We start from the raw sequence: 21,785 nt of genomic DNA, 5'->3' as shown, positions 1-21,785 counted from the left end.
GATTCCGCCATTCTAGGGGGCCGACTTGCCGCTCCGACCGGGCGAGCACCTCGTCGCCTGTGGGGACGAGCAGCAATTCCAGCGCGCTACCAGGGCATCGTTGCCCAGGAGTAGAACGCACCGTCACCGACGTCGTGCACGCCGTAGGAGTCCCAGTAGTAGTCGTGGCAGACACCGCCGTCCCAGGGCACGGGCCGGCCCGCAGGATTGGGGTCGCCGGGACACCAGGTGGTGCAGGCCTGCAGCCGCGGGCAGTTGCCTTGATCGGCCTGGGCTGACGGCGCGGCGATCAGTGACAGCGCGGCGGCCGCCGCCAAACCCAGAAGTAAGCGCGATGGTGGTTTCATGTCGGTCCTCGTCGATGGGATGGTGTCGACAAGTGGACCGGGCAGCGGTCGCTACCGATCCCAACTACTCGTCCTGCAGCTGCGGATCGGCCTCCAGGTGCGTCAGACCGTTCCACATCAGATTGACCAGGTGCGCGGCCACCACTTCCTTCTTGGGTTCCCGCGCGTCCAGCCACCACTGCGCCGTCATCGACACCGAACCCACCAACGCCTGCGCATACAGCGGGGCCAGCTCGGGATCTAGTCCGCGGCGGGCGAAGTCCCCGGCCAGGATCGAGGCGACCTGATTGACCGCGTCGTTGAGGAGGCTGGAGTAGGTGCCGGAGCTGATCGAGGCCGGCGAGTCGCGGATCATGATGCGGAAGCCGTCGGTGCGTTCCTCGACGTAGGTGAGCAACGCCAACGCAACCCGCTCGACGCGGACCCGGGACCGGTTGTTCGTCAACGACGAGGTGATGCCGTCCAGCAATGCCGACATCTCCCGGTCGACAACCACGGCATACAGGCCTTCTTTCCCGCCGAAGTGCTCGTATACCACGGGTTTGGACACGTTGGCGCGCTGCGCGATCTCCTCGATCGAGGTCCCGTCATAGCCCCGCTCGGCAAACAGTGAACGGGCGATGCCGATGAGTTGGTGCCGGCGCTCGCTTCCGGTCATCCGGGCGCGTGGTGTGCGGGGCTCCTTGTCCGGGCTTCTCTCCGGTGCGGCCACGTCATCACCCTATCGAGAACCAATCGAGAACCTATCGAGAGCCGATCGAGCAACCCGCAGTCGACTCAGGAATACCGACCGGGTTCGATAAGGTTTCATCGGCGGCTCACGGGCCGCTGAGCAACAATCCGTCGTGGTGTAATCGGCAGCACCTCTGATTTTGGTTCAGATAGTTCAGGTTCGAGTCCTGGCGACGGAGCTTGGGAACGGTTTTGCCGCGAGCGTCCGCGAAATGTCACTCTTGACGGCGTGTCGTCGTGTAGACACGCGCGCTCGGCGGGGTATTAGGAGGAGTTGATGACGTTTCGCGGTGACACTGCGGTCCTGGTCCTGGCGGCCGGGCCCGGCACCCGGATGCGCTCCGACACCCCGAAGGTGCTGCACACCCTCGGTGGACGCAGCATGCTGTCGCATTCTTTGCACGCCATGACCAAGCTCGCGCCACAGCACCTGGTTGTCGTCCTCGGCCACGATCACCAGCGCATTTCCCCGCTGGTTGCCGACTTGGCGAACGATCTCGGCCGGTCCATCAACATCGCGCTGCAGGATCAGCCGCTGGGAACCGGACACGCGGTGCGGTGCGGGTTGTCCGCGTTGCCCGACGACTACGCCGGCATCGTCGTCGTTGCCGCGGGGGACACGCCGCTGCTGGACGCCGACACGCTGGCCGACCTGATCGCCACCCACAGTTCGGCTCACCCTGGTGGCCAGGCGGCGGTCACCGTGCTGACCACCACGCTGGACGACCCGCACGGCTACGGCCGCATTCTGCGGACGCAGGACAACGAGGTGATGGCGATCGTCGAGCAGACCGACGCGACGCCCTCGCAGCGAGAAATCCGCGAGGTCAACACCGGTGTCTACGCCTTCGACATCGCCGCGCTCCGATCGGCGTTGGGCAAGCTGAGCGCCGACAACGCTCAGCAGGAGCTGTATCTGACCGACGTGATCGCGATCCTGCGGCGCGAGGGTCACACCGTCAGCGCCCGACACATCGAAGACAGCGCGCTGGTTGCGGGCGTCAACAACCGCGTCCAACTCGCCGAACTGGGCACCGAACTTAACCGTCGCATCGTGGCCGCGCACCAACTGGCCGGTGTCACCGTGATCGACCCGGCGACCACCTGGATCGACGTCGACGTGACGATCGGCCGTGACACCGTTATCCATCCTGGCACCCAGTTGCTGGGTCGCACCCGGATCGGCGAGCACTGTGTGGTCGGACCGGACACCACCCTGACCGACGTGAATGTGGGCGATAGCGCCACGGTGTGCCGGACCCACGGAACCTCGTCGACCATCGGTGACGGCGCCACCGTCGGCCCTTTCACCTTCCTGCGGCCCGGAACCGTGCTGGGCGGCGACGGGAAGCTGGGCGCGTTCGTCGAGACCAAGAACTCAACGATCGGCACCGGGACCAAGGTGCCGCACCTCACCTACGTCGGCGACGCGGACATCGGCGAGCACACCAACATCGGCGCGTCCAGCGTGTTCGTCAACTACGACGGCATCACCAAGCGCCGCACCACGGTGGGTTCGCACGTGCGGACCGGTTCGGACACCATGTTCGTGGCGCCGGTGACCATCGGCGACGGTGCGTACACCGGCGCCGGCACGGTAGTTCGCGAGGACGTCCCGCCCGGGGCGCTCGCGGTGTCAGCCGGGCCGCAACGCAACATCGAAGGCTGGGTAGCGCGCAAGCGGCCCGGGACGGCGTCCGCGCAGGCGGCACAGCAGGCCGTCGAGTCGGAGCCGGACCAGACATCATGAGCCGACCTCGGAGTAACCCGGACGCAGAACCAGGCCCTTCACTACGTACGATGGTGCCTTCATTTCAGATCCCGACACGGCAAGGGCAGCCCGGTGAGCCACGACTGGACCGATAACCGCAAGAATCTGATGCTCTTCAGCGGCCGCGCTCATCCGGAGCTGGCCGAGCAGGTAGCCAAAGAACTCGACGTCCACGTCACCGCACAGACAGCGCGGGAGTTCGCCAACGGCGAGATCTTCGTGCGCTTTCAGGAATCGGTGCGCGGCTGTGACGCGTTCGTCCTGCAATCGGCCCCCGCGCCGGTGAACCGGTGGCTGATGGAACAGCTGATCATGATCGACGCGCTGAAACGGGGCAGCGCCAAAAGGATCACCGCCGTCATGCCGTTCTACCCGTATGCGCGGCAGGACAAGAAACATCGGGGCCGCGAACCGATCTCGGCGCGGCTGGTGGCCGACCTGCTCAAGACCGCCGGTGCGGACCGGATCGTGACCGTGGACCTGCACACCGATCAGATCCAGGGCTTCTTCGACGGGCCCGTGGACCACATGCGTGGCCAGAACCTGCTGACCGGCTACATCAAGGACAACTACCCCGACAGCAACATGGTGGTGGTATCCCCCGACTCCGGACGCGTGCGCATCGCCGAGAAATGGGCGGACTCGTTGGGTGGTGTCCCGCTGGCTTTTATCCATAAGACCCGCGACCCGCGGGTGCCCAACCAGGTGGTCTCCAACCGCGTGGTCGGTGAGGTGGCCGGCCGCACCTGCGTGCTGATCGACGACATGATCGACACCGGTGGCACCATTGCCGGGGCAGTCAAACTGCTGCATGACGACGGCGCCAAGGACGTGATCATCGCGGCCACGCACGGGGTGCTCTCCGACCCGGCCGCCGAGCGCCTGGCCGGCTGCGGCGCCCGTGAGGTGATCGTCACCAACACCTTGCCGATCACCGAGGAGAAACGGTTCCCCCAACTCACCGTCCTGTCCATTGCACCGCTGCTGGCCAGTACGATTCGTGCGGTCTTCGAAAACGGCTCGGTCACAGGACTGTTCGACGGAGACGCATAGATGGACGACCAGACCGTCATCTACCACAACCCCAAGTGCAGCACGTCGCGCAAGACCCTGGACTTGTTGCGGGACAGCGGCTACGAGCCCACCGTGGTGCAGTACCTGAAGACGCCGCCGTCCCGGGACGAGCTGGTGGCGATGATCGCCGATGCCGGTATCGAGGTGCGCGCCGCCGTCCGTAAGCGCGAATCGCTCTACGAGGAGCTGAATTTGGCCGACGCGAGCGACGACGAGTTACTGGACGCCATGACCGAGCACCCGATCCTGATCGAACGGCCCTTCGTCGTCACCCCGAAGGGCACTCGGTTGGCGCGCCCAATCGACACCGTGCGCGAAATTCTGTGACGGCCAAGACACTGCGCGCTATCGCTGCTGCTGCGGTTTTCCTGACGACGGTCGGTTGCGGGCCCAAAGTCGCAGACTATCAAGCAATCTGGACGACGAGCACAACGACAAGCGACACTCCGGCACCGACGGCGCCGCCCGTCCCGCTGTCGAAGTACTTGGAAGATCAAGGGGTGGCCGGTGATCCGGTGGCCCCGGACGGGTTGCCCGACCTGACGGTGTCTATTCCGACCCCTCCGGGGTGGAAACTTCGCAGCGATCCCAACTCGCCGTCGAAAGCGGTGCTGATTGCCAAGGGCGATAGTTACCCTGCGGCCATGCTGGTGGTGGTCAAGCTTCGCGGAGAGTTCAATCCGGCCGAGGCGATCAAGCACGCCAATACCGACTTACCGCAGAGTTTCCACCAACTGGACGCCTCGACAGCGGATTTCAACGGGTTTCCGTCGAACATGGTCCAGGGCACTTACGAACTGAAGGGTGCCCGAATGCGCAGCTGGAACCGGGTGGTGCTGCCGACCGGAAAGCCGCCGGGCAACCAGCGATACCTGGTCCAACTGATCATCACCAGCCTGGCGGACCAGGCCGTCTCGGAGAGCACCGATGTCGAGGCGATCATTCGGGGATTCGTCGTCGCCAAAAAGTAGCGCACCGGTCTTGTGCGCGAGTTTAGCTGTGCCGCAACACCTCTTGGGACAGCTGCACCCGCGAGGTGATGCCGAGCTTGGCGTAGACATGGGTCAGATGACTCTGCACCGTACGCGGTGAGATGAACAGCCGCGCGCCGATCTCTCTGTTGCCCAGCCCCTCGGCGACCAGACGCGCCACGTCCAGCTCCATCGGCGTCAACGAACCCCACCCGGCGGCGGGACGTTTACGTTCACCGCGGCCACGCTGGGCATAGGCGATCGCCCCCTCGGTGGTCAACGCGGCACCTTCAGCCCAGGCACCATCGAAATCATTGTGGCCCAGCGCTTCCCGAACAACTGCCACCACCGATTCATAGTCGGCCTGGTACATCGGATAGCGGATGTGGTGCAGGCGCTGCCGAATGCCGCCGGCCGAACCCAACAACCGCGCCGCGTGCGCGTAGTTGCCCTCCAGAGATACCAGGCGCGCCAGGCATTCCAGGGTGTCGGCGACCCGCATGAACGACCCGGTGCGCGAAGCCACGGCAAGTGCGTCGTGGGCATCACGCTCCGCCTGTTCCGGATCACCCTGCGCCAGAGCGATGAACGCTCGCACTGTCAGCGTTATGAGCTGATACCAGCCCGCGGCCACCGCGGCGGTCTCGTCCGCCCACTGTCGGGCGGCGGCCAGGTCACCGCAGGCAAAGAGCGCCTCGGCCATCGGAACGACGCTGCGAGTGAACACCTCGCGCAGGGGCACGGTGTGCCGCACCGCCTCCTGGACGGCGTGCCTGGCCGCCGCGGCGTCGCCACCGGCGAGGGCCGCGTACGCCAGCCCTGCGTACACCGTGTCGCCGGAGATCCCGCCCATCCGCTCGGCGGCCGAGAGTGCCCTCTGCGCGGAAGTGTGTGCCGCGTCCGCATGCCCCTGGAATGACGACGCCAGGCTGTGGCCCAGATTGCCGAAGAGGACCATGGTGACATCGTCGGCCGCCTCCGCCTCCTCGGCCAAGGCACTGGCAACACTGGTGGCATCCGCGAGTTCCCCTTGGAACACCAACGCGATAGTCAGCCACGCGCGACTGTTTCGCGAGAAGAACCGGTCGCCGAGTTCGTCGGCCAGATCGCGCGCTCGCTCGGCGCTCGGTCGTCCGGCCACCGGCTCGCCGGCCATAACGCACGCGGTTGCCTGATACGCGAAGACCTGACACAGACCCCACCGGCTACCGGTCGCGTTGAATTGTTCCAGCATCTCGGCGACATATTGCTGGGCGAGGTCGCGGTTGTACAGGGCGTGCATGCTGCAGGCGATCAGGGCTTGCTCGACGAGCGCCGGATCGCCAAGCTCACGGGCGATGGCGAGGGCTTTCTGGGGCCGCGCCAAGTCTGGTGGCATCGCGACCCAGGACGCCAGGATGCTCTGCTCGGCCACCGCACCTGCCCACACAGCCGGGGTGAGTCCCGACCTTTCGTCTTCGGCCAGGATGGCGTCCAACCCGGCAAGAGCCTCGAGAACACGTCCGCCCCAGAGCCATAACGGCAGCAACGAGGTGATCATCTGCAACGCGACCTCGGAATCGCAGTTCTCCCGGCTCCACGCGAACGCGGCGCGCAGGTTCTCGATTTCAACTTGCGCCCAATGCAACAACTCCGCATCTGCCGATGGGCCGCGGGCATGTAAGTCGGCTGCCATAACCGCGTAGTAGTCGCGGTGCCGGGTGCGCACCCGGTCCGCCTCGCCGGACTCGCCCAGCTTTTCCTGCGCGTATTGGCGCACCGTCTCCAATAATCGGTACCGCATGCCATCATCTGCGGCACTTTCGACAGCGACGACCAGTGACTTGTCCACCAGCAGACTCAGCTGATCGATCACTTGGAAGCCCTCTACCTCGCTGTCGGAACCGACGGCCTGGGCGGCGTCGAAGTCGAACCCGCCCGCGAACACCGCAAGGCGGCGGAACAGCACCCGCTCCGGTTCGGTGAGCAGAGCGTGGGACCAATCCACCGAGGCGCGCAACGTCTGCTGGCGGCGCACCGCGGTGCGAGCACCACCGGTCAATAACCGGAACCGATCATGCAGACTGTCCAGGATCTGCTTCAGCGACAACGCCCGAACTCGGGCGGCGGCAAGCTCGATCGCCAAAGGCATGCCATCGAGACGTTCGCAGATCTCGGCTACCAGCGCCGAATTTTCCTCGCTTACAAGGAAATTCGGTCTCGCCCGGCGTGCCCGGTCGCCGAACAAATCGACCGCCTCGTCGGTCAGCGACAACGACGGCACCCGCCAACTCAACTCGCCTGGCAACCCAAGCGGCTCACGGCTGGTTGCCACGATCTTCAGTTGCGGGCAAGCGCTCAATAATTCGACGACCATGGCGCCGCTGGCATCGAGCAGATGCTCACAGTTGTCCAGCACCATCAACGTTTCCTTCGGCCCCATGAACCGCACCAACGTCTCCATAGTGGAGAGGCCCGGCTGGTCCGGAAGCCCCAACGTGCGTGCGGTGGTGACGGGAACCACGGCCGGAACCGTCACCGGCGCCAGGTCGACGTACCAAACCCCGTCGGAGAATTCGTCAATCAACCCAGCGGCCACCTCCAGGGCAAGACGCGTCTTGCCGGCTCCCCCGGCGCCGGTCAAGGTCACCAACCGGTTTCCCGCGACCAGCTGCCGCAATTCGGACAGCTGTGCTTGGCGCCCAACGAAACTCGTCAGCTGCGCCGGAAGATTATGCGACGTGACAACGGTGCGCACCCGCAACGGCGGAAACTCATTGCGCAAATCCGGATGACACAACTGCACCACGCGCTCCGGACGCGGCACCCCCCGCAGCGGATAACTACCCAAATCGCTCAGCCAGGCCGACTCGGGCAGCCGTTCCGCCACCAGCAGTTCAGTCACCCCCGACAACACCGTCTGACCGCCGTGCGCCAGATCCCTGATCCGCGCCGCACGGTTAATCGTCGGACCCGCGTAGTTACTCTCATCGCGAAGCTGAATCTCGCCGGTATGCAAGCCAATCCGAATCCGGATCGGCGCCAGCGGCGCCCGCTGCAACGCGAGCGCACATGCCACCGCGTCGGATGCACGCGCAAAGGCCGCCACAAAGCTGTCGCCCTCACCCTGCTCCACCGGACGCACCCCACCGTAGGCAGCGAGGGCATCGTCAACAGTGCGGTTCAGCGCTGCCAACGCGGTGGTCATCTGCTCGGGCTGGGTCTCCCACAGTCGGGTCGAACCCTCGACGTCAGCCAAGAGCAGCGTCACAGTCCCGGTCGGCAGCAACTCGCTCACACCAAGGTCGCTCCAATTCAGCGCAGGCATCTCCGCGTGTTGGCTCATGGTAGCCAGCATTGCGCTCGAGGTCGTGGATTACATCAGCGCAACCGCGCAGAAGTCGGCGCGACTGCCCCGACGGGAGGACCCACTCGGCGCTCAGGGCCTGGGCGTCAGAACAATCACCGGAATGGGTCGCGACGTCTTCTTCTGGTACTCGACGTAGCGGTTGGCGTTGTTCGCGTTGACGAGCTTCCACAATCGCGCGTAGTCAAGACTGTCGGGTAGGACCGGGCGGGCCGTGACAGCGAAACGCTGCGAGCCGACGTTGATTTCGACGTCGGGATTGGCTTTCAGGTTGTGATACCAACCGGGAGCTCTGGGAGAGCCGGCCTTCGACGCCACTACCAGGTAGTCATCGCCATCCCTGGCATAGGTCAACGTTGTGGTGCGCGCCTGACCCGTTTTGGCGCCCACAGTGTGCAGCAGCAGGTTCGGCGGCATCCCTGGCACCCGATGCCCGATCCGGCCGTTGGTCGCTTGGTAGATCTTGTCGTGCACACTGAGGAATTTGAACAGCACCTGCTCGGCCTTAGATGTCATCGTGTCAGTCTTGTGGAGTCGGGTCGAGTCGCGCTAGAGGGCCTGCCGACTAAGTCACATGCGCAGTTCCTCGGCACGAGCGGCCTCCTGGACCAGGTGCACCCGCGAGGTGATGCCGAGCTTGGCGTAGACGTGGGTCAGATGGGTCTGCACCGTACGTGGTGAGACGAACAGCCGCGCGCCGATCTCCTTGTTGCCCAGTCCGCTGGTGACGAGGCGCACCACGTCGAGCTCCATCGGCGTCAACGAACCCCAGCCGGTGGCGGGACGTCTGCGTTCGCCACGGCCCCGCTGCGCGTACGCGATCGCCTCCTCGCGGGAGAGCGCGTGCCCCTCAGCCGAACTGTTTTCGAAATCATTGTCTCCCAATGCTTCCCGAACCTCAGCAACAGTCGCTTCGTAGTCCGCCTGATACATCGGTAGACGGACTTGCCCATTGCGCTCGCGCATACCACGCGCCGCGCCCAGCAGTCGCGCCGCGTAGGAATGGTTGCCGGCGTCTGCCGCCAGGCGGGCGAGACATTCCAGGGTGTCGGGAACACGAAGGTATGCCTGCGTCCGTGCGGCGACCGTGAGGGCTTCATGCGCATCGCGTTCGGCCTGGTCCGACTCGCCTTGAGCCTTTGCAACCCAGGCCCGCAGTGACAGTGGGGTCACCTGGTGGCCGCCGGGCACGATGGCGAGCGTGTCGTCGACCCAGCTACGGGCGGCGGCCAGATCACCGGACGCCAACGCCGCTTCGGCCAGTGGATTGAAGGCCCTGATGAATGCTTCGCGGATGGGAACGGTGCGGCGCCGGCACTCTTCGGCGGCCTGTCTGGCAGCCGTAGTGTCGCCGCCGGTCAAGGCGGCGTTCGCCAACGCCGCGTACACGGCGTCGCCGTAGTAGCCGCCCACCGCCTCTACGGCACGCAACGCGGTGTGGGCGGCCGCGGACGCCCCGTCCGCACACCCTTTATAGGCGAGCACATTGCCATAGGTCGTGTGCACCACCGCCTGCATCGCCAGATCCCCGGTGGCATCAACTTCGCGAGCAAGCGACCGCAGAGCTTCTTCGGCGCGGGGTAGTTCACCCTGCAGGCCCAGTGCTGCGCTGTGCCACACTCGGCAGCCCCAGGACGTGAACTGGTCGCCCAGCGCGTCAGCGATGTCGCGCCCTTCTGCACCGGCCGCTCGGGCGGTAGTGACGTCACCGAGGTAAACACTCACGGCCGCCTGATAATTCAAAATTTTACTCAGTGCCCATTGATCACGGCGCGCGCGGGCCAGTTCGATCGCCTCATCAAGGTAGGGCTGGCAGATCTCGGCGTTGTAGACGGCGAGCATTCCGCATCCGATCAGGGCATGGGTGAGCAATGCCGGGTCGTCCAGCTTGCGAGCAACGGCCACCGCCTGCTCCGCCCGGTCCAAATCCGTTGTCGCACCGGCCCATACTGCGAGGGCGGAACGGTCGGCCACCGCACGTACCCACACCGGCGGTGCCACCGGGGAGCTATCCCAGTCAGTGAGCAGGGCGTCGAACGCGACCAATGCCTCACGGAAACGCCCACTTCTGATCCAGAAGCGCTGCAAGGCCGAGACGAGCCGCAGCGCCGTCTCGGGAGCGCCATTCTCCCGACTCCAGCTATAACCCGTCCGCAGGTTTTCGATCTCGAACTGAGCCCAGTCCATCAGCCGCTCGTCGTTGGGCTTCGCCGTCGATGCGAACGTGTCGGCCATCTCGCAGTAGAAGTCGCGGTGCCGGGCGCGCACCTCGTAGGCTTCGCCCGATTCACCGAGCTTTTCCTGCGCATATTGGCGCACCGTCTCCAACAGTCGGTAGCGCATCCCGTGGGGCAGGTCGTCAGCCACCACCAATGATTTGTCCACCAGCAGACCCAGTTGGTCCATCAGCTGATAGCGCTCCATTTCACTGTCGGCACCGACGGTCTGTGCGGCCTCCAGGTCAAATCCGCCTGCAAACACCGCGAGGCGCCGAAACAACACTCGCTCAGGTTCGGTCAACAATGCATGCGACCAATCCACCGACGCGCGAAGCGTCTGCTGCCGCCGAACCGCGGTACGCGCACCTCCGGTGAGTAACCGGAACCGGTCGTGCAGACTGTCCACGATCTGCCTCAGCGACAACGCCCGAATGCGCGCTGCCGCAAGTTCAATGGCCAGCGGCATACCGTCGAGGCGTTCGCAAGCCTCTTTGATGAGCGACATGTTGTCTTCGCTCACAACAAAATCCGGCCGGACTCGCCGCGCGCGGTCGGCGAACAACTCGAGAGCCTCATCCGCCAGTGACAATGACGGCACCCGCCAACTCAGCTCGCCAGGCACCCCGAGGGGTTCGCGACTGGTGGCCAGGATCGTCAACTGCGCACAGGCCGCCAACAATTCGATGACCAGCGTCCCGCACGCATCGAGCAGATGCTCGCAATTGTCCAGCAACAGCAGCGTTCTCTTCTCGCCGAAGTACTGCAACAACAGGTCCATGGTGGAGCGCCCCGGCTGATCGGGAAGGCCCAGTGTCCGCGCGACCGTGACCGCCGTGACCGCGGGGTTGGTGATCGGCGCCAGGTCGATGTACCAGATCCCATCGGCGGACTCGGCGCCCAGTTTTGCCGCGACCTCCACAGCTAGCCTGGTCTTGCCGGCTCCACCAGCGCCGGTCAGGGTCACCAATCGGTTGTCCGAGATGGTTCGACGGAGCTCGTCGATTTCAGTCCGGCGCCCAACGAAACTCGTCAGCTGCGCTGGAAGATTATGCGAGGCAGCCAGATCACGCACCCGCAGCGGAGGGAACTCATTGCGTAGCTCCGGGTGGCACAATTGCACCACCCGCTCCGGACGCGGGACCCCGCGCAACGGGTAGCTGCCCAACTCATTCAGCCAAACCCCGTCGGGCAGCCGGTCGAGCACCAGCGGCTCCGTTGCACCCGACAACACCGTCTGCCCACCGTGGGCCAGATCCCTGATCCGCGCCGCGCGGTTGATTGTCGGGCCCGCGTAATTGCCCTCATCGCGAAGCTGAATCTCCCCGGTGTGCAACCCAATCCGAATCCGGATCGGCGCCAACGGCGCCAGCTGCAAGGCAAGCGCACATGCCACCGCGTCGGATGCACGCGCGAAGGCCGCCACAAAACTGTCGCCCTCACCCTGCTCCACGGGGCGCACTCCCCCATGTGCGGCGATCTTCTCGTTCACCACTCGGTTGAACTGCGCCAGCGCCGCGCCCATCTGGTCGGGCTGCGTCTCCCACAGCCGGGTCGAACCCTCGACGTCGGCCAATAGCAGCGTCACAGTCCCGGTCGGCAGCAACTCAGTCAAGCTCCAAGTCAGCGGCGGCATCTCCACGTGTTGGCTCATGGTAGCCAGCATCACGCCTGCCGCCTATGCAATACATCAGCCAGAACGCGCAGATTGCGCCGCCTCGGCATGCCGAATTGCGCTATGCACCGCGCGGATCTACGCGCTGCGGCGGATGATCCCGCCGATCGATGGACGGATAGTCGAGCGCATGACAAGCCAATCCCTTCTCGACTGTCCCACCGTCTTCACTGCCGAATTGCCCCACATCGCCTACAACCACCTCACCGATCCGGCGGCAGCGCACAGCGTCCTGGGCGCTGCGCGCTCGCGGTCCCCTATCGCGCTCGGCCCGTACGGACCTGAGGTGCTCAGTTACGAGCTGGTCCGTCATGTGTTGCGGGACAACAGGTTTGTCACCGCGCACGATTTGGGACTGGGCGCGCGCGGGATTACGTCGGGTCCACTGTGGGACCGCGCGGTGCGCAACATTCTCGGGATGGACGGCGTCGAGCACCATCGTCTGCGCCGACTCGTCTCGAAAGCGTTCTCCCCACGGGCCGCCGAACGGCTGCGCGCTCTGATCGTCGAGGTCATCACCGGGTTGGTCGAGCCGCTGACGGCCGTCGGGCACTGCGAGGTCGTAACAGACATCGCCCGCGGATTCCCGACCGCGATCATCTGTGCGCTCCTGGGCGCACCCGCCAAGGACTGGCAACTCTTCTCCGACTGGACCGACGACATCAAGAAGCTCTTCGAACCGAGTGTCGCCGAGGACGCGCCGGCGATCCTGGCCGCGTGGCGCGAATTGGATGCCTACCTGGAGGACCTGATCGCCTGCCGACGAGCCTCGCTGACCGATGACCTCATCTCCGACCTCATCAGGGCCGAAGATGACGGCGACCGCCTCACCCACGACGAACTGCTCATGCTGTGCGCGACCCTGCTCGGTGCCGGCACCGACACCACACGCAACCAGCTTGCGGCCGCGGTGCAAACACTGGCCGCATATCCGCAACAATGGGCGGCCCTGGCCCGTCGACCAGAACTGGCACCCGCCGCTGTGCACGAGTTAATGCGTTTCAACCCAATCATTTTCGGCGCTGCCCGGCAGGCCGCCGAGGATGTCGAGTTGGCCGGGGTGCGCATTCCGGCCGGCACTCTCGTGGTCGCGAACACCGCGTCGGCCAACCGCGATTCCCGTGCCTACGAGGATCCAGATCGCCTCGACATCTCCCGTCACAACCCCTCGGCAATCCTCAACTTCGGCGGCGGCGTGCACTACTGTCTTGGCGCCCACCTGGCCCGGCTGGAATTGACCGAGGCATTGCGCGCGATCACCGCACGGATGCCCAACGCGCGGCTTACCGGTCATGTTTCCTGGAAGACGATGGCGGGCATCACTGGACCCCTGAGCGTGCCGTTGCAGTTCGACATCGCAGACTAGGGGCATGGCCGACTGGACAGCAGAGGATCTTCCGTCGTTCGCCGGGCGCACCGTCATCGTCACCGGCGCCAACGCCGGGCTCGGCGCGGTGACGGCAAGGGAACTGGCGGGTCGCGGTGCCACGATCATCATGGCCGTCCGGAATATCGGGAAAGGCAACACGGCGGCCCGGCAGATGAGCGGCGCCGTCGAGGTACGGCCGCTGGACCTGCAGGACCTCGGCTCGGTGCGGCGATTCGCCGACGGGGTGGACGGTGCCGACATCCTGATCAACAACGCCGGCATCATGGCTGCCCCGTACGCCCTGACCGTCGACGGATTCGAAAGCCAGATCGGCACCAATCACCTCGGCCACTTCGCACTGACCAATCTGCTGCTGCCCAAGCTCACCGACCGGGTGGTGACGGTGTCGTCGATGGCGCACTGGCCCGGCCGGATCAACCTGGACGACCTGAATTGGCAATCCCGGCGATATTCGCCGTGGCTGGCGTACAGCCAATCCAAGCTGGCCAACCTGCTGTTCACAAGTGAACTTCAGCGCCGCCTGGCCGCGGCCGGTTCAGCGCTGCGCGCCGTGGCCGCCCACCCCGGCTTCTCGCACACCAACTTGCAGGGGGCTTCCGGGCGCAAGCTGAGCGACGCGGTGGTGTCGTGGGGCACCGGCGTGATGGCCACCGACGCCGATTTCGGCGCCCGCCAGACGCTGTACGCCGCGTCGCAGGACCTGCCCGGCGACTCTTTCGTCGGGCCCCGATTCGGTTACCTGGGACGCACCCAACAGATCGGCCGCAGCCGACGGGCGCGTGACCCGCAAATGGCCGCGGCCCTGTGGGAGTTGTCCGAGCGTCTGACCAGCATCGGATTTCCGCTCTGAGGGGCGAACGCTTGACGTTGATTCTGCGTCAGTGGCGGGGGCCACTCGAACATTCGCGCCGCAGCCGCAAGGTCAACGGGTTGGGCCGCCAGATTTCCGCTCTGAGGGGCGGATTTGCTAACCTGACCGGGCGTCACGGCGAGGGTGGCCGGCAAATCGCCAGCCCACCGTTATCGACGGAGACCGACATCACTTCTCAGACTGTCGCGCTCCCTGGCCGTGCTCTAGACACAGGAGCGACACATGGCTAAATCCGCAGGCAATCAGCTCAGCGTCACGGTGCGTACCGAGACCGGCAAGGGCGCGTCCCGCCGAGCCCGCCGCGAAGGCAAAATCCCCGCGGTCCTCTACGGTCACGGCTCCGACCCGCAGCACCTGGAATTGCCCGGGCACGACTTCGCGGCCGTGCTGCGCCACGCCGGCACCAACGCGGTGCTCAGCCTGGACATCGCCGGCAAGGAGCAACTCGCGCTGACCAAGTCGATCGACATCCACCCGATCCGGCGCACCATCCAGCACGCCGACCTGCTGGTCGTGCGTCGCGGTGAGAAGGTGAACGTCGAGGTCACCGTCGTGGTCGAGGGCGACGCCGGCCCCGACACGCTGGTCACCCAGGAATCCAATGCGATCGAGGTCGAGGCAGAAGCCCTCTCCATTCCTGAGCAGTTGACTCTGTCGGTGGAGGGTGCCGAGGCGGGGACGCAGTTCACTGCCGGCCAGATCGAGCTCCCCAGCGGTGTCAACCTGGTCTCCGATCCAGAACTGCTCGTGGTCAACGTGGTCCAGGCGCCCACCGCCGAGGACCTCGCCGAAGAGGGCGGCGGCGACGAGGACGAGGCCGCCGAAGCTGCCGGCGAGGACGAGGCCGGCGAGCCCGAGGCCACCGACGAGTCCGAGTAGCGCGACGTGGCCGAACCGCTACTCGTGGTCGGCCTCGGCAATCCTGGCGAGAACTACGCCCGGACTCGGCACAACCTCGGGTTCATGGTTGCCGACGTGCTCGCTGCCCGTTTGGGCGCAAAGTTCAAGGCGCACAAGCGTTCCGGGGCCGAAATCGTCACCGGTCGGCTGGGTGGTCGCTCAGTGGTGCTGGCCAAGCCGCGCTGCTACATGAACGAATCCGGCCGGCAGGTCGGTCCGCTGGCCAAGTTCTACTCGGTGCCGCCCGCCGACATCATCGTCGTCCACGACGAACTGGACCTCGACTTCGCGCGCATCCGCCTGAAGCTGGGCGGTGGCGAAGGCGGCCACAACGGACTCCGTTCGGTGGCGTCGGCGTTGGGAACCAAGAACTTTCAGCGCGTGCGCATCGGGATCGGCCGTCCGCCCGGACGCAAAGACCCCGCGACGTTCGTGCTCGAGGCCTTCAACGCGGCTGAGCGCGCGGAGGTGCCGACGGTGTGCGAGCAAGCCGCCGACGCCACCGAATTGCTGATCGAGTTGGGGCTGGAGCCCGCACAGAATCGCGTCCACGCCTGGTAGGGCGTCCGGGTATGCAGGATCGGATTCTGTTGTGCTCCTGCGGTTTTCAGTGTGCGTTTTAGGGATTTCAGTGTGTGTTTTAGGGAAGCGCGCCAGCCGCGGTGGGTGCCCACCGCGCCAAGCCTGCGGTGGGCACCGTAATCTCGGCCAGCAAAATCGCTTCGACACGTCGCAATAGGAGCACTTTTGCGTCTGCTCGCTAGCGCGAGGTGGCCCCAGCAGACGGGTTGCGCGGGTGTGTCAGTCGATGGCGTATCCAGGTAGCGGGTTTGTCGGTCGATTGTGCATCCAAGGTATTGAGTGCGCAATCGAGTGTGCATCCAGGGGTTGAATCCCAATCGAGTGTGCGTCCAGGGATTTGAGTGCCAATCGAGTGTGCGTGCAGGGATTTGAGTGCGCATCCTTGGCGGTAAATGATCGACTTTCCCGCCGTGGGTGCACTTTGAAATCCCTAGGTGCACACCGCTGTCCCTAGGTGCACACTGCCGTCCCTAGGTGCACTCTGAAGTCCCTAGGCGCACGCTGAAATGCGTAGGTGCACACTGAAGTCCCTAGATGCATACCGAAATGCGTAGGTGCACAGTGAAATACGTAGGCTCACGCTGAAATGCGTAGGCGCACAATGAAGTCCCTAGATGCACACCGAAATGCGTAGGTACACACTGAAGTCCCTAGATGCACACTGAAGTCCCTAGGCGCACCAGCGTTCGCCCACCAGCGAGCAGACGCAAAACGCTTACGAGCCCGCTCGGCTTAAGTGACCAGGGTGACCGAGTTGTTGCGACGCAGCTTGCCCGACGGCGTCTTCGGGATCGTCCCGGGCCCGAGCACCACCACATTGCGGGGGCGCACATCCACCTCTTTGACGACCTCGTGCGCCACCTGGTGCTCGATGCGGCGCACTTCGGCCTGGTCCTGGTAGGCGTTCGACTCGACCGCCACGGCGAACGATTCCCGCGAATGCCCGGCGTCCAATCGAACCGCCACCGCGCACCCCGGGCGGACGCCGTCGACGCGGCCCGCGGCCCGCTCGATGTCGGTCGGGTAGATGTTGCGGCCCGCCATGATGATGACGTCCTTCACGCGGCCGCAGACCACCATGTGGCCTTCGTCGGTGATGTAGCCGAGGTCGCCGGTGTCATACCAGCCGTGCTCGTCCTGGGCCGGGATGAAGCCGCCCATGGTGATGTAGCCGGGTGTCAGCGATTCGCCGCGCAACTCGATCACACCCACACCGCGCGGCGGCATCACATTGCCCTGCTCGTCGACGATGCGGGCCTCAAGGTCCTTGAGCAGCGGACCCAGTGTGGCCAGCCGGCGGGTGTTGCCCTTGGTGGCGGGCACTGCCCGGCGCAGCGCCGCCATCAGGTCGGCGTCCACCTCGTCGACGACCAGACCGGAGTTGCACTTGGAGAACGACACCGCCAGCGTCGTCTCGGCCATGCCGTAGGCGGGCAGGATCGCCGAGGACCGCAGCCCGAACGGCTTACCGGCATCGAGCAGGTCCTCGACGTCGGCGGGTTCGACGGGCTCCGCGCCCGAAAGGGCGAAGCGCAGCGTCGAGAGGTCGAAGTCGCCGGGCTTGGCGTTGCGGCGCAGCCGCTTGGCCAGCAGCGCGTAGGCGAAGTTGGGCGCCGCGGTCATGGTGCCCTTGTACTTGTCGATGAGCTTGGCCCACAGCAGCGTGTCGCGCAGGAAGTCCATCGGGGTGACCTTGACCAGCTCCGCACCGAAGTACATCGGGATGGTGAGGAAGCCGACCATGCCCATGTCGTGGAAGCAGGGCAGCCAGCTGACCATGACGTCCCGGTCGACGTCGTACTCGGCGCCGATGAACATCGCCTCGGCGTTGGAGTGGATATTGCGGTGGGTGATCTGGACCGCTTTAGGAGATCCAGTGGATCCGGAGGTGAGCTGCATGAGCGCCAGGTCGTCCTCGCCGACCTCGATCGGGTCGATCGGCTCCGACGCCAGTAGGTCGGCGACGGTCAGGACCTTGATGCCCTTCTCCTCGAGTACCGGGATGGCAACCAGGAAGGGTTCGGAGACGATGACGGCCTTGGCCTCGATCATGCCGATGACGGTCATGGTGTCGTCGGCCCATACGACCAGATCGGTACGCGGAGTGGGCTGGTGCAGCATGGTCAGGCTGGCGCCCCGCATCCACAAGCCCTGGGCCGTCGGTGCGATCTCCACCGGGAAGCCGGCCAACACCCCGACGGCGTCGCCGAGTCCGATGCCCGCAGCGGCCAGACCGCCCGCGATACACCGGGCACGCTCGTGCACCTCGCCCCAGGTGTGCCGGACAGGTTCGTGGGGTTCACCGGTGACCATGCCCGTACTCGCGGTGCGGGCATTGCGGAACATTTTCTCGGTAAACCTGCTCACGCAAACCTCCTCGGTTCCGGCTTTTTCCCCAAGGCCCAATTTTTCATATTCCACCTGTCAGATCTCACTTTGAAGCAGGCGCGCGCACACAGTTGGGGAGCGGTTAGGTCTCGATTTGGTGATGGGCCAGCGGTCCCACGTCGGACTGCTTGCCTACCGTCATTCGTCACCGCGGCTTATCTTAAGCATCTCTTAAAGATGTGCAAAACGCTGGCGTGTATTGAGGGCGATATCACAGCGGCGTTAACGGCGTTGGCGGTGGTTGGGGCAGCGCCAGAGGAGTCAGCAGCGTCAACGGCGTCAAAGGCGTCAAAGGCGTCAAAGGCATCAGAGGCGTCGAAGGCGTCGAAGGCGTCGACGGCCTCAAGCGTCGGTAGCCGGCGTCGGCACCACCCGCGCCCCCGGTACCGGCCCGGCGGCGACCCGGACGGTGCGGCACACACCCGCTCCGGAGAGCTGAGTTCCCACGTCCACCGCCGATGCCGCGGAGGTGCACAGGAACGCACACGTAGGCCCCGAACCGGACACGATGCCGGCCAGCGCGCCGGCCTCCACGCCCGCGCGCAGGGCACGCCGCAGCGCGGGATCAAGGCTGATCGCAGCCGCTTGCATCTCGTTTCCCAGCAGCGGGGCCAGTTGGTGCGGATCGCCCGCAGCCAGCGCCGCCAGCACCGGGCCTGGCTCGTCCAGCCGGGGCGGGTCACCGGTATCCCTTAGCCGGTCCAGCTCGGCGTACACCGCCGGTGTCAGCAGACCGCTGTCGGAAAATGCCAACACCCAGTGAAAGGTGTTGCGCGACAGCACCGTAGCTAGCTCCTCGCCGCGGCCGGTGCCCAACGCCGTGCCACCATGCAGTGCGAACGGCACATCGCTGCCCAGCTGTCCCGCCATCGCGCGCAAGTCACGCCGGGGCAGATTGAGCTCCCACAGTGAATTCATCGCCACCAGTACTGCCGCGGCGTCGGCGCTGCCACCCGCCATGCCGCCGGCCAGCGGAATGGCTTTGTCGATCAGGATCGACACGTCCGGTGCCCGGCCCACGTGTTCGGCCAGCAGTTCGGCGGCCTGCCACGCCAGGTTGCGCTCGTCGGTCGGCAACCTGTCTGCCCCCTCGCCGACATGCTCCAGCGAGAGCACGTCGGCGTTGCGCACGGTCACCTCGTCGAACAGCGAGACGGCGTGAAATACCGTGGTCAGCTCGTGATAGCCGTCGTCGCGTTGATCACCGACGGCCAGGTACAGGTTCACTTTCCCAGGGACCCGAACGGTGACCGACCCAGTAGGCACCCACAACTCGGCGGTGTTGCCGTCAGACACCGCAGCAGACTATCGCTGCCGTCGGCGAACCACACGCAGCGGCGCCGCCGGCGTCCTACATCCGCTGCGCTTCGCGGCCATGCTGGTCCTCGGAACGTTGCAGCAGGCGCACGAAATCCTCGATCGACAACGTCTCGCCGCGACGAGCGGGGTCGATGCTGGCCGCGAGCAGTCGGTTGGCCGACTCGTTCCCCGATCCTGCCCATTGCACGAAGGCGTTGCGTGAGGTCTTGCGGCGCTGCGCGAATGCGATGTCCACTAGCTCGAAGACCCGTTTGCGGAACGTTTCGTCGGTGGGCCACGGCGCGGTTTCGTATCGATCGATGCGGACCAGACCGGAGTAAACCCGCGGGATGGGCCAAAACACGGTCGGCGGCACGGTGCCACAGCGCCGTACCTGGCCGAAGAAGTTGGCTTTGACGCTGGGCACGCCGTATTCCTTGCTGCCGGGTTGGGCGGCGAGCCGCTCGGCGACCTCGGCCTGAACCATCACCGTCACGACCCGGATGCTGGGGAATTCCGCGAGCAGATGCAGCAGGGCAGGAACGGCGACGTTGTACGGCAGGTTGGCCACCACCGCGGTGGGTTCGGCCGTCAGATCCTGGCTGCGCAGCCTCAGGACGTCGCGGTTGACCACGACCAGCCGCTGGGCCTCGTTGCCCGAGTGCTCGGCGACGGTCTGGGGCAGCCGAGCGGCCAGAACCGGGTCGATTTCGACGGCGATCACGGCCGCGCCCCGGTCAAGCAACGCCAAGGTCAGCGATCCCAACCCCGGGCCGACCTCGAGAACGGTGTCGGTCTTGCCCACGCCGGACGCGGCGACCACTCGTCGGACCGTGTTGGCGTCGTGCACGAAGTTCTGTCCGAGCGATTTGCGCGGGTGAAGATCGAGCTCTTTGGCCAGTCTCCGAATCTCGGTGCGTCCGAGTAACCGAACGGTCAGCGGGCTCGCCCGCTGCACACCGGCCAGGCACCCCAGCCTTGACGCTGCCGGGTCACTTCGGCAACGGCGATCTGCTCCTCGCGGGTGGCCAGGTCGGCGCGCGGCGCGTAACGGAGTCCGCCGTTTGCTTCCCAGGTCCCCTGGTCGAACTGCACACCACCGAAATACCCGTTACCGGTGTTGATACCCCAGTTGCCGCCGGCTTCGCAGCCTGCGATGGCGTCCCACACGCCGCCATCGCTGACCGGTGGCACCTCGGTGCCTGGTTTTGCGCCCACCCGGACCACGGCCTCGCGGGCGGGTGTCACCACGCTGTTGGCGATCGGCAGCCGACCCATCTCGACGCCGTTGATCTTCGCCACGGCGAATGTCACATCCTGCTCACCGGGGCTGCCCGGGTCCTCGACGATTTCGCGACTCATGTTGAGTTCGGGGTCCTCGATGCGGCGCGCCGGCGGCGGCAGCGGCATCCGCTCGGTCACCCGCTGGATGCGGTTGCGGGTCACCTGGATTTCCATCCCATCGACGATCGGAGCCGTCGCGGCCGGCACCACCTCGTCGCTGTCGACCAGCGGTGCGCCCGCCGCGGCCAGCAACTCGGCGACATTGGCCGCCGGCAGGTGGACCGTGCGGATCGCGCCGGCGTCGTTGAGCTGAACCGTCTTGGCGCTCACGACCGGCAGCGCCATCCCCGCCAGGGGGACGCGGCTGGCGCGAGAAGCGGCGGCCGGCGCGGTGTCGGTCATGGCCAGTTGGGCCAGGGCCTCGTCGACGGTGGACGCGGTGGTCCAGACCTGACGGGTGTTCTGGCCGTCCAGCGTGATCTGGAGCGGTCGGCTACGCCGGAGCACGATGGTGGCGGCGTCCGAGACGGAGGCATCTGCGGCCGGCGAGAGGTCGTCGCGCTCGTCGACGTCGAACCCGTTCTCCTCGACGATGTCGATGACCCGCGACTTCATCGTCGCGACTTGCATCGAGGTTCCGTCGATGGTCAGCGTCACGGTCTTGGATGCGGAGACCGCATACCCCCCAGCGAACGTCAGGGCCAATAGCAAAGCGCCCACTACCAGGCGCAATAACGGCGATTCGGTTTGATGAAGTTTAGTAAGCAGTTTCAATGTCTATTCCAAGTCCAAGTCTGTTTCGACCCACTACAACCGTCAGCAGCAACTTCCCACGCAAGCTTCACGACCCTATTCAGCTGAAATGACGAAATGGGCCCAGAGGCCCACCCGTTCGATCACAAGACGGTAACGAACCGTCCAATGCTGAGCAACTCGGGC

Annotated in this window: 17 protein-coding genes and 1 tRNA gene; 9 read left to right on the top strand and 9 right to left on the bottom strand. The window is 65.6% G+C overall.

Going from position 1 to position 21,785, the window contains the following annotated elements:
- Nucleotides 1-86 precede the first annotated feature (86 nt).
- On the bottom strand, nucleotides 87-347 hold the full coding sequence (locus A5636_RS10525) for a hypothetical protein (RefSeq protein WP_065158570.1): 261 nt from the start codon (nucleotides 345-347) through the stop codon (nucleotides 87-89).
- A gap of 64 nt (nucleotides 348-411) precedes the next feature.
- On the bottom strand, nucleotides 412-1,005 hold the full coding sequence (locus A5636_RS10520; RefSeq protein WP_065158569.1) for a TetR/AcrR family transcriptional regulator: 594 nt from the start codon (nucleotides 1,003-1,005) through the stop codon (nucleotides 412-414).
- 181 nt (nucleotides 1,006-1,186) lie between these two features.
- Here A5636_RS10520 and A5636_RS10515 point away from each other — a divergent pair.
- The 5 genes from A5636_RS10515 (at nucleotide 1,187) to A5636_RS10495 (ending at nucleotide 4,895) form a co-directional block, all read left to right on the top strand.
- Nucleotides 1,187-1,258 (top strand) — tRNA-Gln (locus tag A5636_RS10515).
- A 98-nt stretch (nucleotides 1,259-1,356) separates the two neighbouring features.
- The gene (glmU, locus tag A5636_RS10510) at nucleotides 1,357-2,829 is read left to right on the top strand and encodes a bifunctional UDP-N-acetylglucosamine diphosphorylase/glucosamine-1-phosphate N-acetyltransferase GlmU (RefSeq protein ID WP_065158568.1); all 1,473 of its coding nucleotides are present in this window, start codon (nucleotides 1,357-1,359) and stop codon (nucleotides 2,827-2,829) included.
- A gap of 93 nt (nucleotides 2,830-2,922) precedes the next feature.
- Complete coding sequence (locus A5636_RS10505) at nucleotides 2,923-3,903, top strand: ribose-phosphate diphosphokinase (RefSeq protein ID WP_065158567.1); 981 nt, start codon at nucleotides 2,923-2,925, stop codon at nucleotides 3,901-3,903.
- Nucleotides 3,904-4,251, top strand: coding sequence for an arsenate reductase (glutaredoxin) (gene arsC / locus A5636_RS10500; RefSeq protein WP_065158566.1), 348 nt, complete (start codon nucleotides 3,904-3,906; stop codon nucleotides 4,249-4,251).
- Nucleotides 4,248-4,895 (top strand): LpqN/LpqT family lipoprotein, encoded by a 648-nt coding sequence (locus A5636_RS10495; RefSeq protein ID WP_065158565.1) that lies wholly within the window; start codon nucleotides 4,248-4,250, stop codon nucleotides 4,893-4,895. The genes arsC and A5636_RS10495 overlap by 4 nt, the downstream gene beginning before the upstream one ends.
- Nucleotides 4,896-4,917: 22 nt before the next feature.
- Here A5636_RS10495 and A5636_RS10490 read toward each other — a convergent pair whose 3' ends face one another.
- The 3 genes from A5636_RS10490 to A5636_RS10480 form a co-directional block, all read right to left on the bottom strand.
- Complete coding sequence (locus A5636_RS10490) at nucleotides 4,918-8,232, bottom strand: helix-turn-helix transcriptional regulator (RefSeq protein WP_065158564.1); 3,315 nt, start codon at nucleotides 8,230-8,232, stop codon at nucleotides 4,918-4,920.
- An 81-nt stretch (nucleotides 8,233-8,313) separates the two neighbouring features.
- Nucleotides 8,314-8,757, bottom strand: a complete 444-nt coding sequence (locus tag A5636_RS10485; protein ID WP_065158563.1) for a nitroreductase family deazaflavin-dependent oxidoreductase — start codon at nucleotides 8,755-8,757, stop codon at nucleotides 8,314-8,316.
- Between the two features lie 54 nt (nucleotides 8,758-8,811).
- Nucleotides 8,812-12,111 carry a LuxR family transcriptional regulator gene (locus tag A5636_RS10480; protein WP_155763741.1) on the bottom strand — a complete coding sequence of 1,100 codons (3,300 nt, stop codon included), beginning with the start codon at nucleotides 12,109-12,111 and terminating at the stop codon, nucleotides 8,812-8,814.
- 151 nt (nucleotides 12,112-12,262) lie between these two features.
- On the opposite strand from A5636_RS10480, the gene A5636_RS10475 reads away from it, so the two are divergent.
- From A5636_RS10475 to pth, 4 genes are all read left to right on the top strand, one after another.
- Nucleotides 12,263-13,498, top strand: coding sequence for a cytochrome P450 (locus tag A5636_RS10475; protein ID WP_065158561.1), 1,236 nt, complete (start codon nucleotides 12,263-12,265; stop codon nucleotides 13,496-13,498).
- A 4-nt stretch (nucleotides 13,499-13,502) separates the two neighbouring features.
- Nucleotides 13,503-14,372 (top strand): oxidoreductase, encoded by an 870-nt coding sequence (locus A5636_RS10470; RefSeq protein ID WP_065158560.1) that lies wholly within the window; start codon nucleotides 13,503-13,505, stop codon nucleotides 14,370-14,372.
- Nucleotides 14,373-14,615: 243 nt separating this feature from the next.
- Nucleotides 14,616-15,272: a 50S ribosomal protein L25/general stress protein Ctc gene (locus A5636_RS10465; RefSeq protein ID WP_065158559.1), complete on the top strand. Its 657-nt coding sequence runs from the start codon at nucleotides 14,616-14,618 to the stop codon at nucleotides 15,270-15,272.
- Between the two features lie 6 nt (nucleotides 15,273-15,278).
- Nucleotides 15,279-15,854: an aminoacyl-tRNA hydrolase gene (gene pth / locus A5636_RS10460; RefSeq protein WP_065158558.1), complete on the top strand. Its 576-nt coding sequence runs from the start codon at nucleotides 15,279-15,281 to the stop codon at nucleotides 15,852-15,854.
- Nucleotides 15,855-16,607: 753 nt separating this feature from the next.
- Here pth and A5636_RS10455 read toward each other — a convergent pair.
- The 4 genes from A5636_RS10455 to A5636_RS10440 form a co-directional block, all read right to left on the bottom strand.
- Nucleotides 16,608-18,242, bottom strand: coding sequence for a fatty acyl-AMP ligase (locus A5636_RS10455; protein ID WP_065158591.1), 1,635 nt, complete (start codon nucleotides 18,240-18,242; stop codon nucleotides 16,608-16,610).
- A 363-nt stretch (nucleotides 18,243-18,605) separates the two neighbouring features.
- On the bottom strand, nucleotides 18,606-19,559 hold the full coding sequence (locus tag A5636_RS10450; protein ID WP_216638830.1) for a 4-(cytidine 5'-diphospho)-2-C-methyl-D-erythritol kinase: 954 nt from the start codon (nucleotides 19,557-19,559) through the stop codon (nucleotides 18,606-18,608).
- A gap of 55 nt (nucleotides 19,560-19,614) precedes the next feature.
- Complete coding sequence (gene rsmA, locus A5636_RS10445) at nucleotides 19,615-20,529, bottom strand: 16S rRNA (adenine(1518)-N(6)/adenine(1519)-N(6))-dimethyltransferase RsmA (RefSeq protein WP_065158557.1); 915 nt, start codon at nucleotides 20,527-20,529, stop codon at nucleotides 19,615-19,617.
- Complete coding sequence (locus tag A5636_RS10440) at nucleotides 20,499-21,620, bottom strand: resuscitation-promoting factor (protein WP_065158556.1); 1,122 nt, start codon at nucleotides 21,618-21,620, stop codon at nucleotides 20,499-20,501. The genes rsmA and A5636_RS10440 overlap by 31 nt, the downstream gene beginning before the upstream one ends.
- Nucleotides 21,621-21,785: the final 165 nt, after the last annotated feature.

Origin of the sequence: Mycobacterium asiaticum (genome assembly GCF_001673315.1) — a bacterium.
GTDB classification, from domain to species: Bacteria; Actinomycetota; Actinomycetes; order Mycobacteriales; family Mycobacteriaceae; genus Mycobacterium; species Mycobacterium asiaticum_B.
Note: the sequence above shows the minus strand (reverse complement) of the source record. Positions and strands in the feature narration are given on the sequence as shown.

Bases quoted from the DNA above. Each gene is read 5' to 3' on its own strand.
- A5636_RS10525 (WP_065158570.1), bottom strand. From the start codon at position 347: ATGAAACCACCATCGCGCTTACTTCTGGGTTTGGCGGCGGCCGCCGCG.
- A5636_RS10520 (WP_065158569.1), bottom strand. From the start codon at position 1,005: ATGACCGGAAGCGAGCGCCGGCACCAACTCATCGGCATCGCCCGTTCA.
- glmU (WP_065158568.1), top strand. From the start codon at position 1,357: ATGACGTTTCGCGGTGACACTGCGGTCCTGGTCCTGGCGGCCGGGCCC.
- arsC (WP_065158566.1), top strand. From the start codon at position 3,904: ATGGACGACCAGACCGTCATCTACCACAACCCCAAGTGCAGCACGTCG.
- A5636_RS10490 (WP_065158564.1), bottom strand. From the start codon at position 8,232: ATGCTGGCTACCATGAGCCAACACGCGGAGATGCCTGCGCTGAATTGG.
- A5636_RS10485 (WP_065158563.1), bottom strand. From the start codon at position 8,757: ATGACATCTAAGGCCGAGCAGGTGCTGTTCAAATTCCTCAGTGTGCAC.
- A5636_RS10480 (WP_155763741.1), bottom strand. From the start codon at position 12,111: ATGAGCCAACACGTGGAGATGCCGCCGCTGACTTGGAGCTTGACTGAG.
- A5636_RS10475 (WP_065158561.1), top strand. From the start codon at position 12,263: ATGACAAGCCAATCCCTTCTCGACTGTCCCACCGTCTTCACTGCCGAA.
- A5636_RS10470 (WP_065158560.1), top strand. From the start codon at position 13,503: ATGGCCGACTGGACAGCAGAGGATCTTCCGTCGTTCGCCGGGCGCACC.
- A5636_RS10465 (WP_065158559.1), top strand. From the start codon at position 14,616: ATGGCTAAATCCGCAGGCAATCAGCTCAGCGTCACGGTGCGTACCGAG.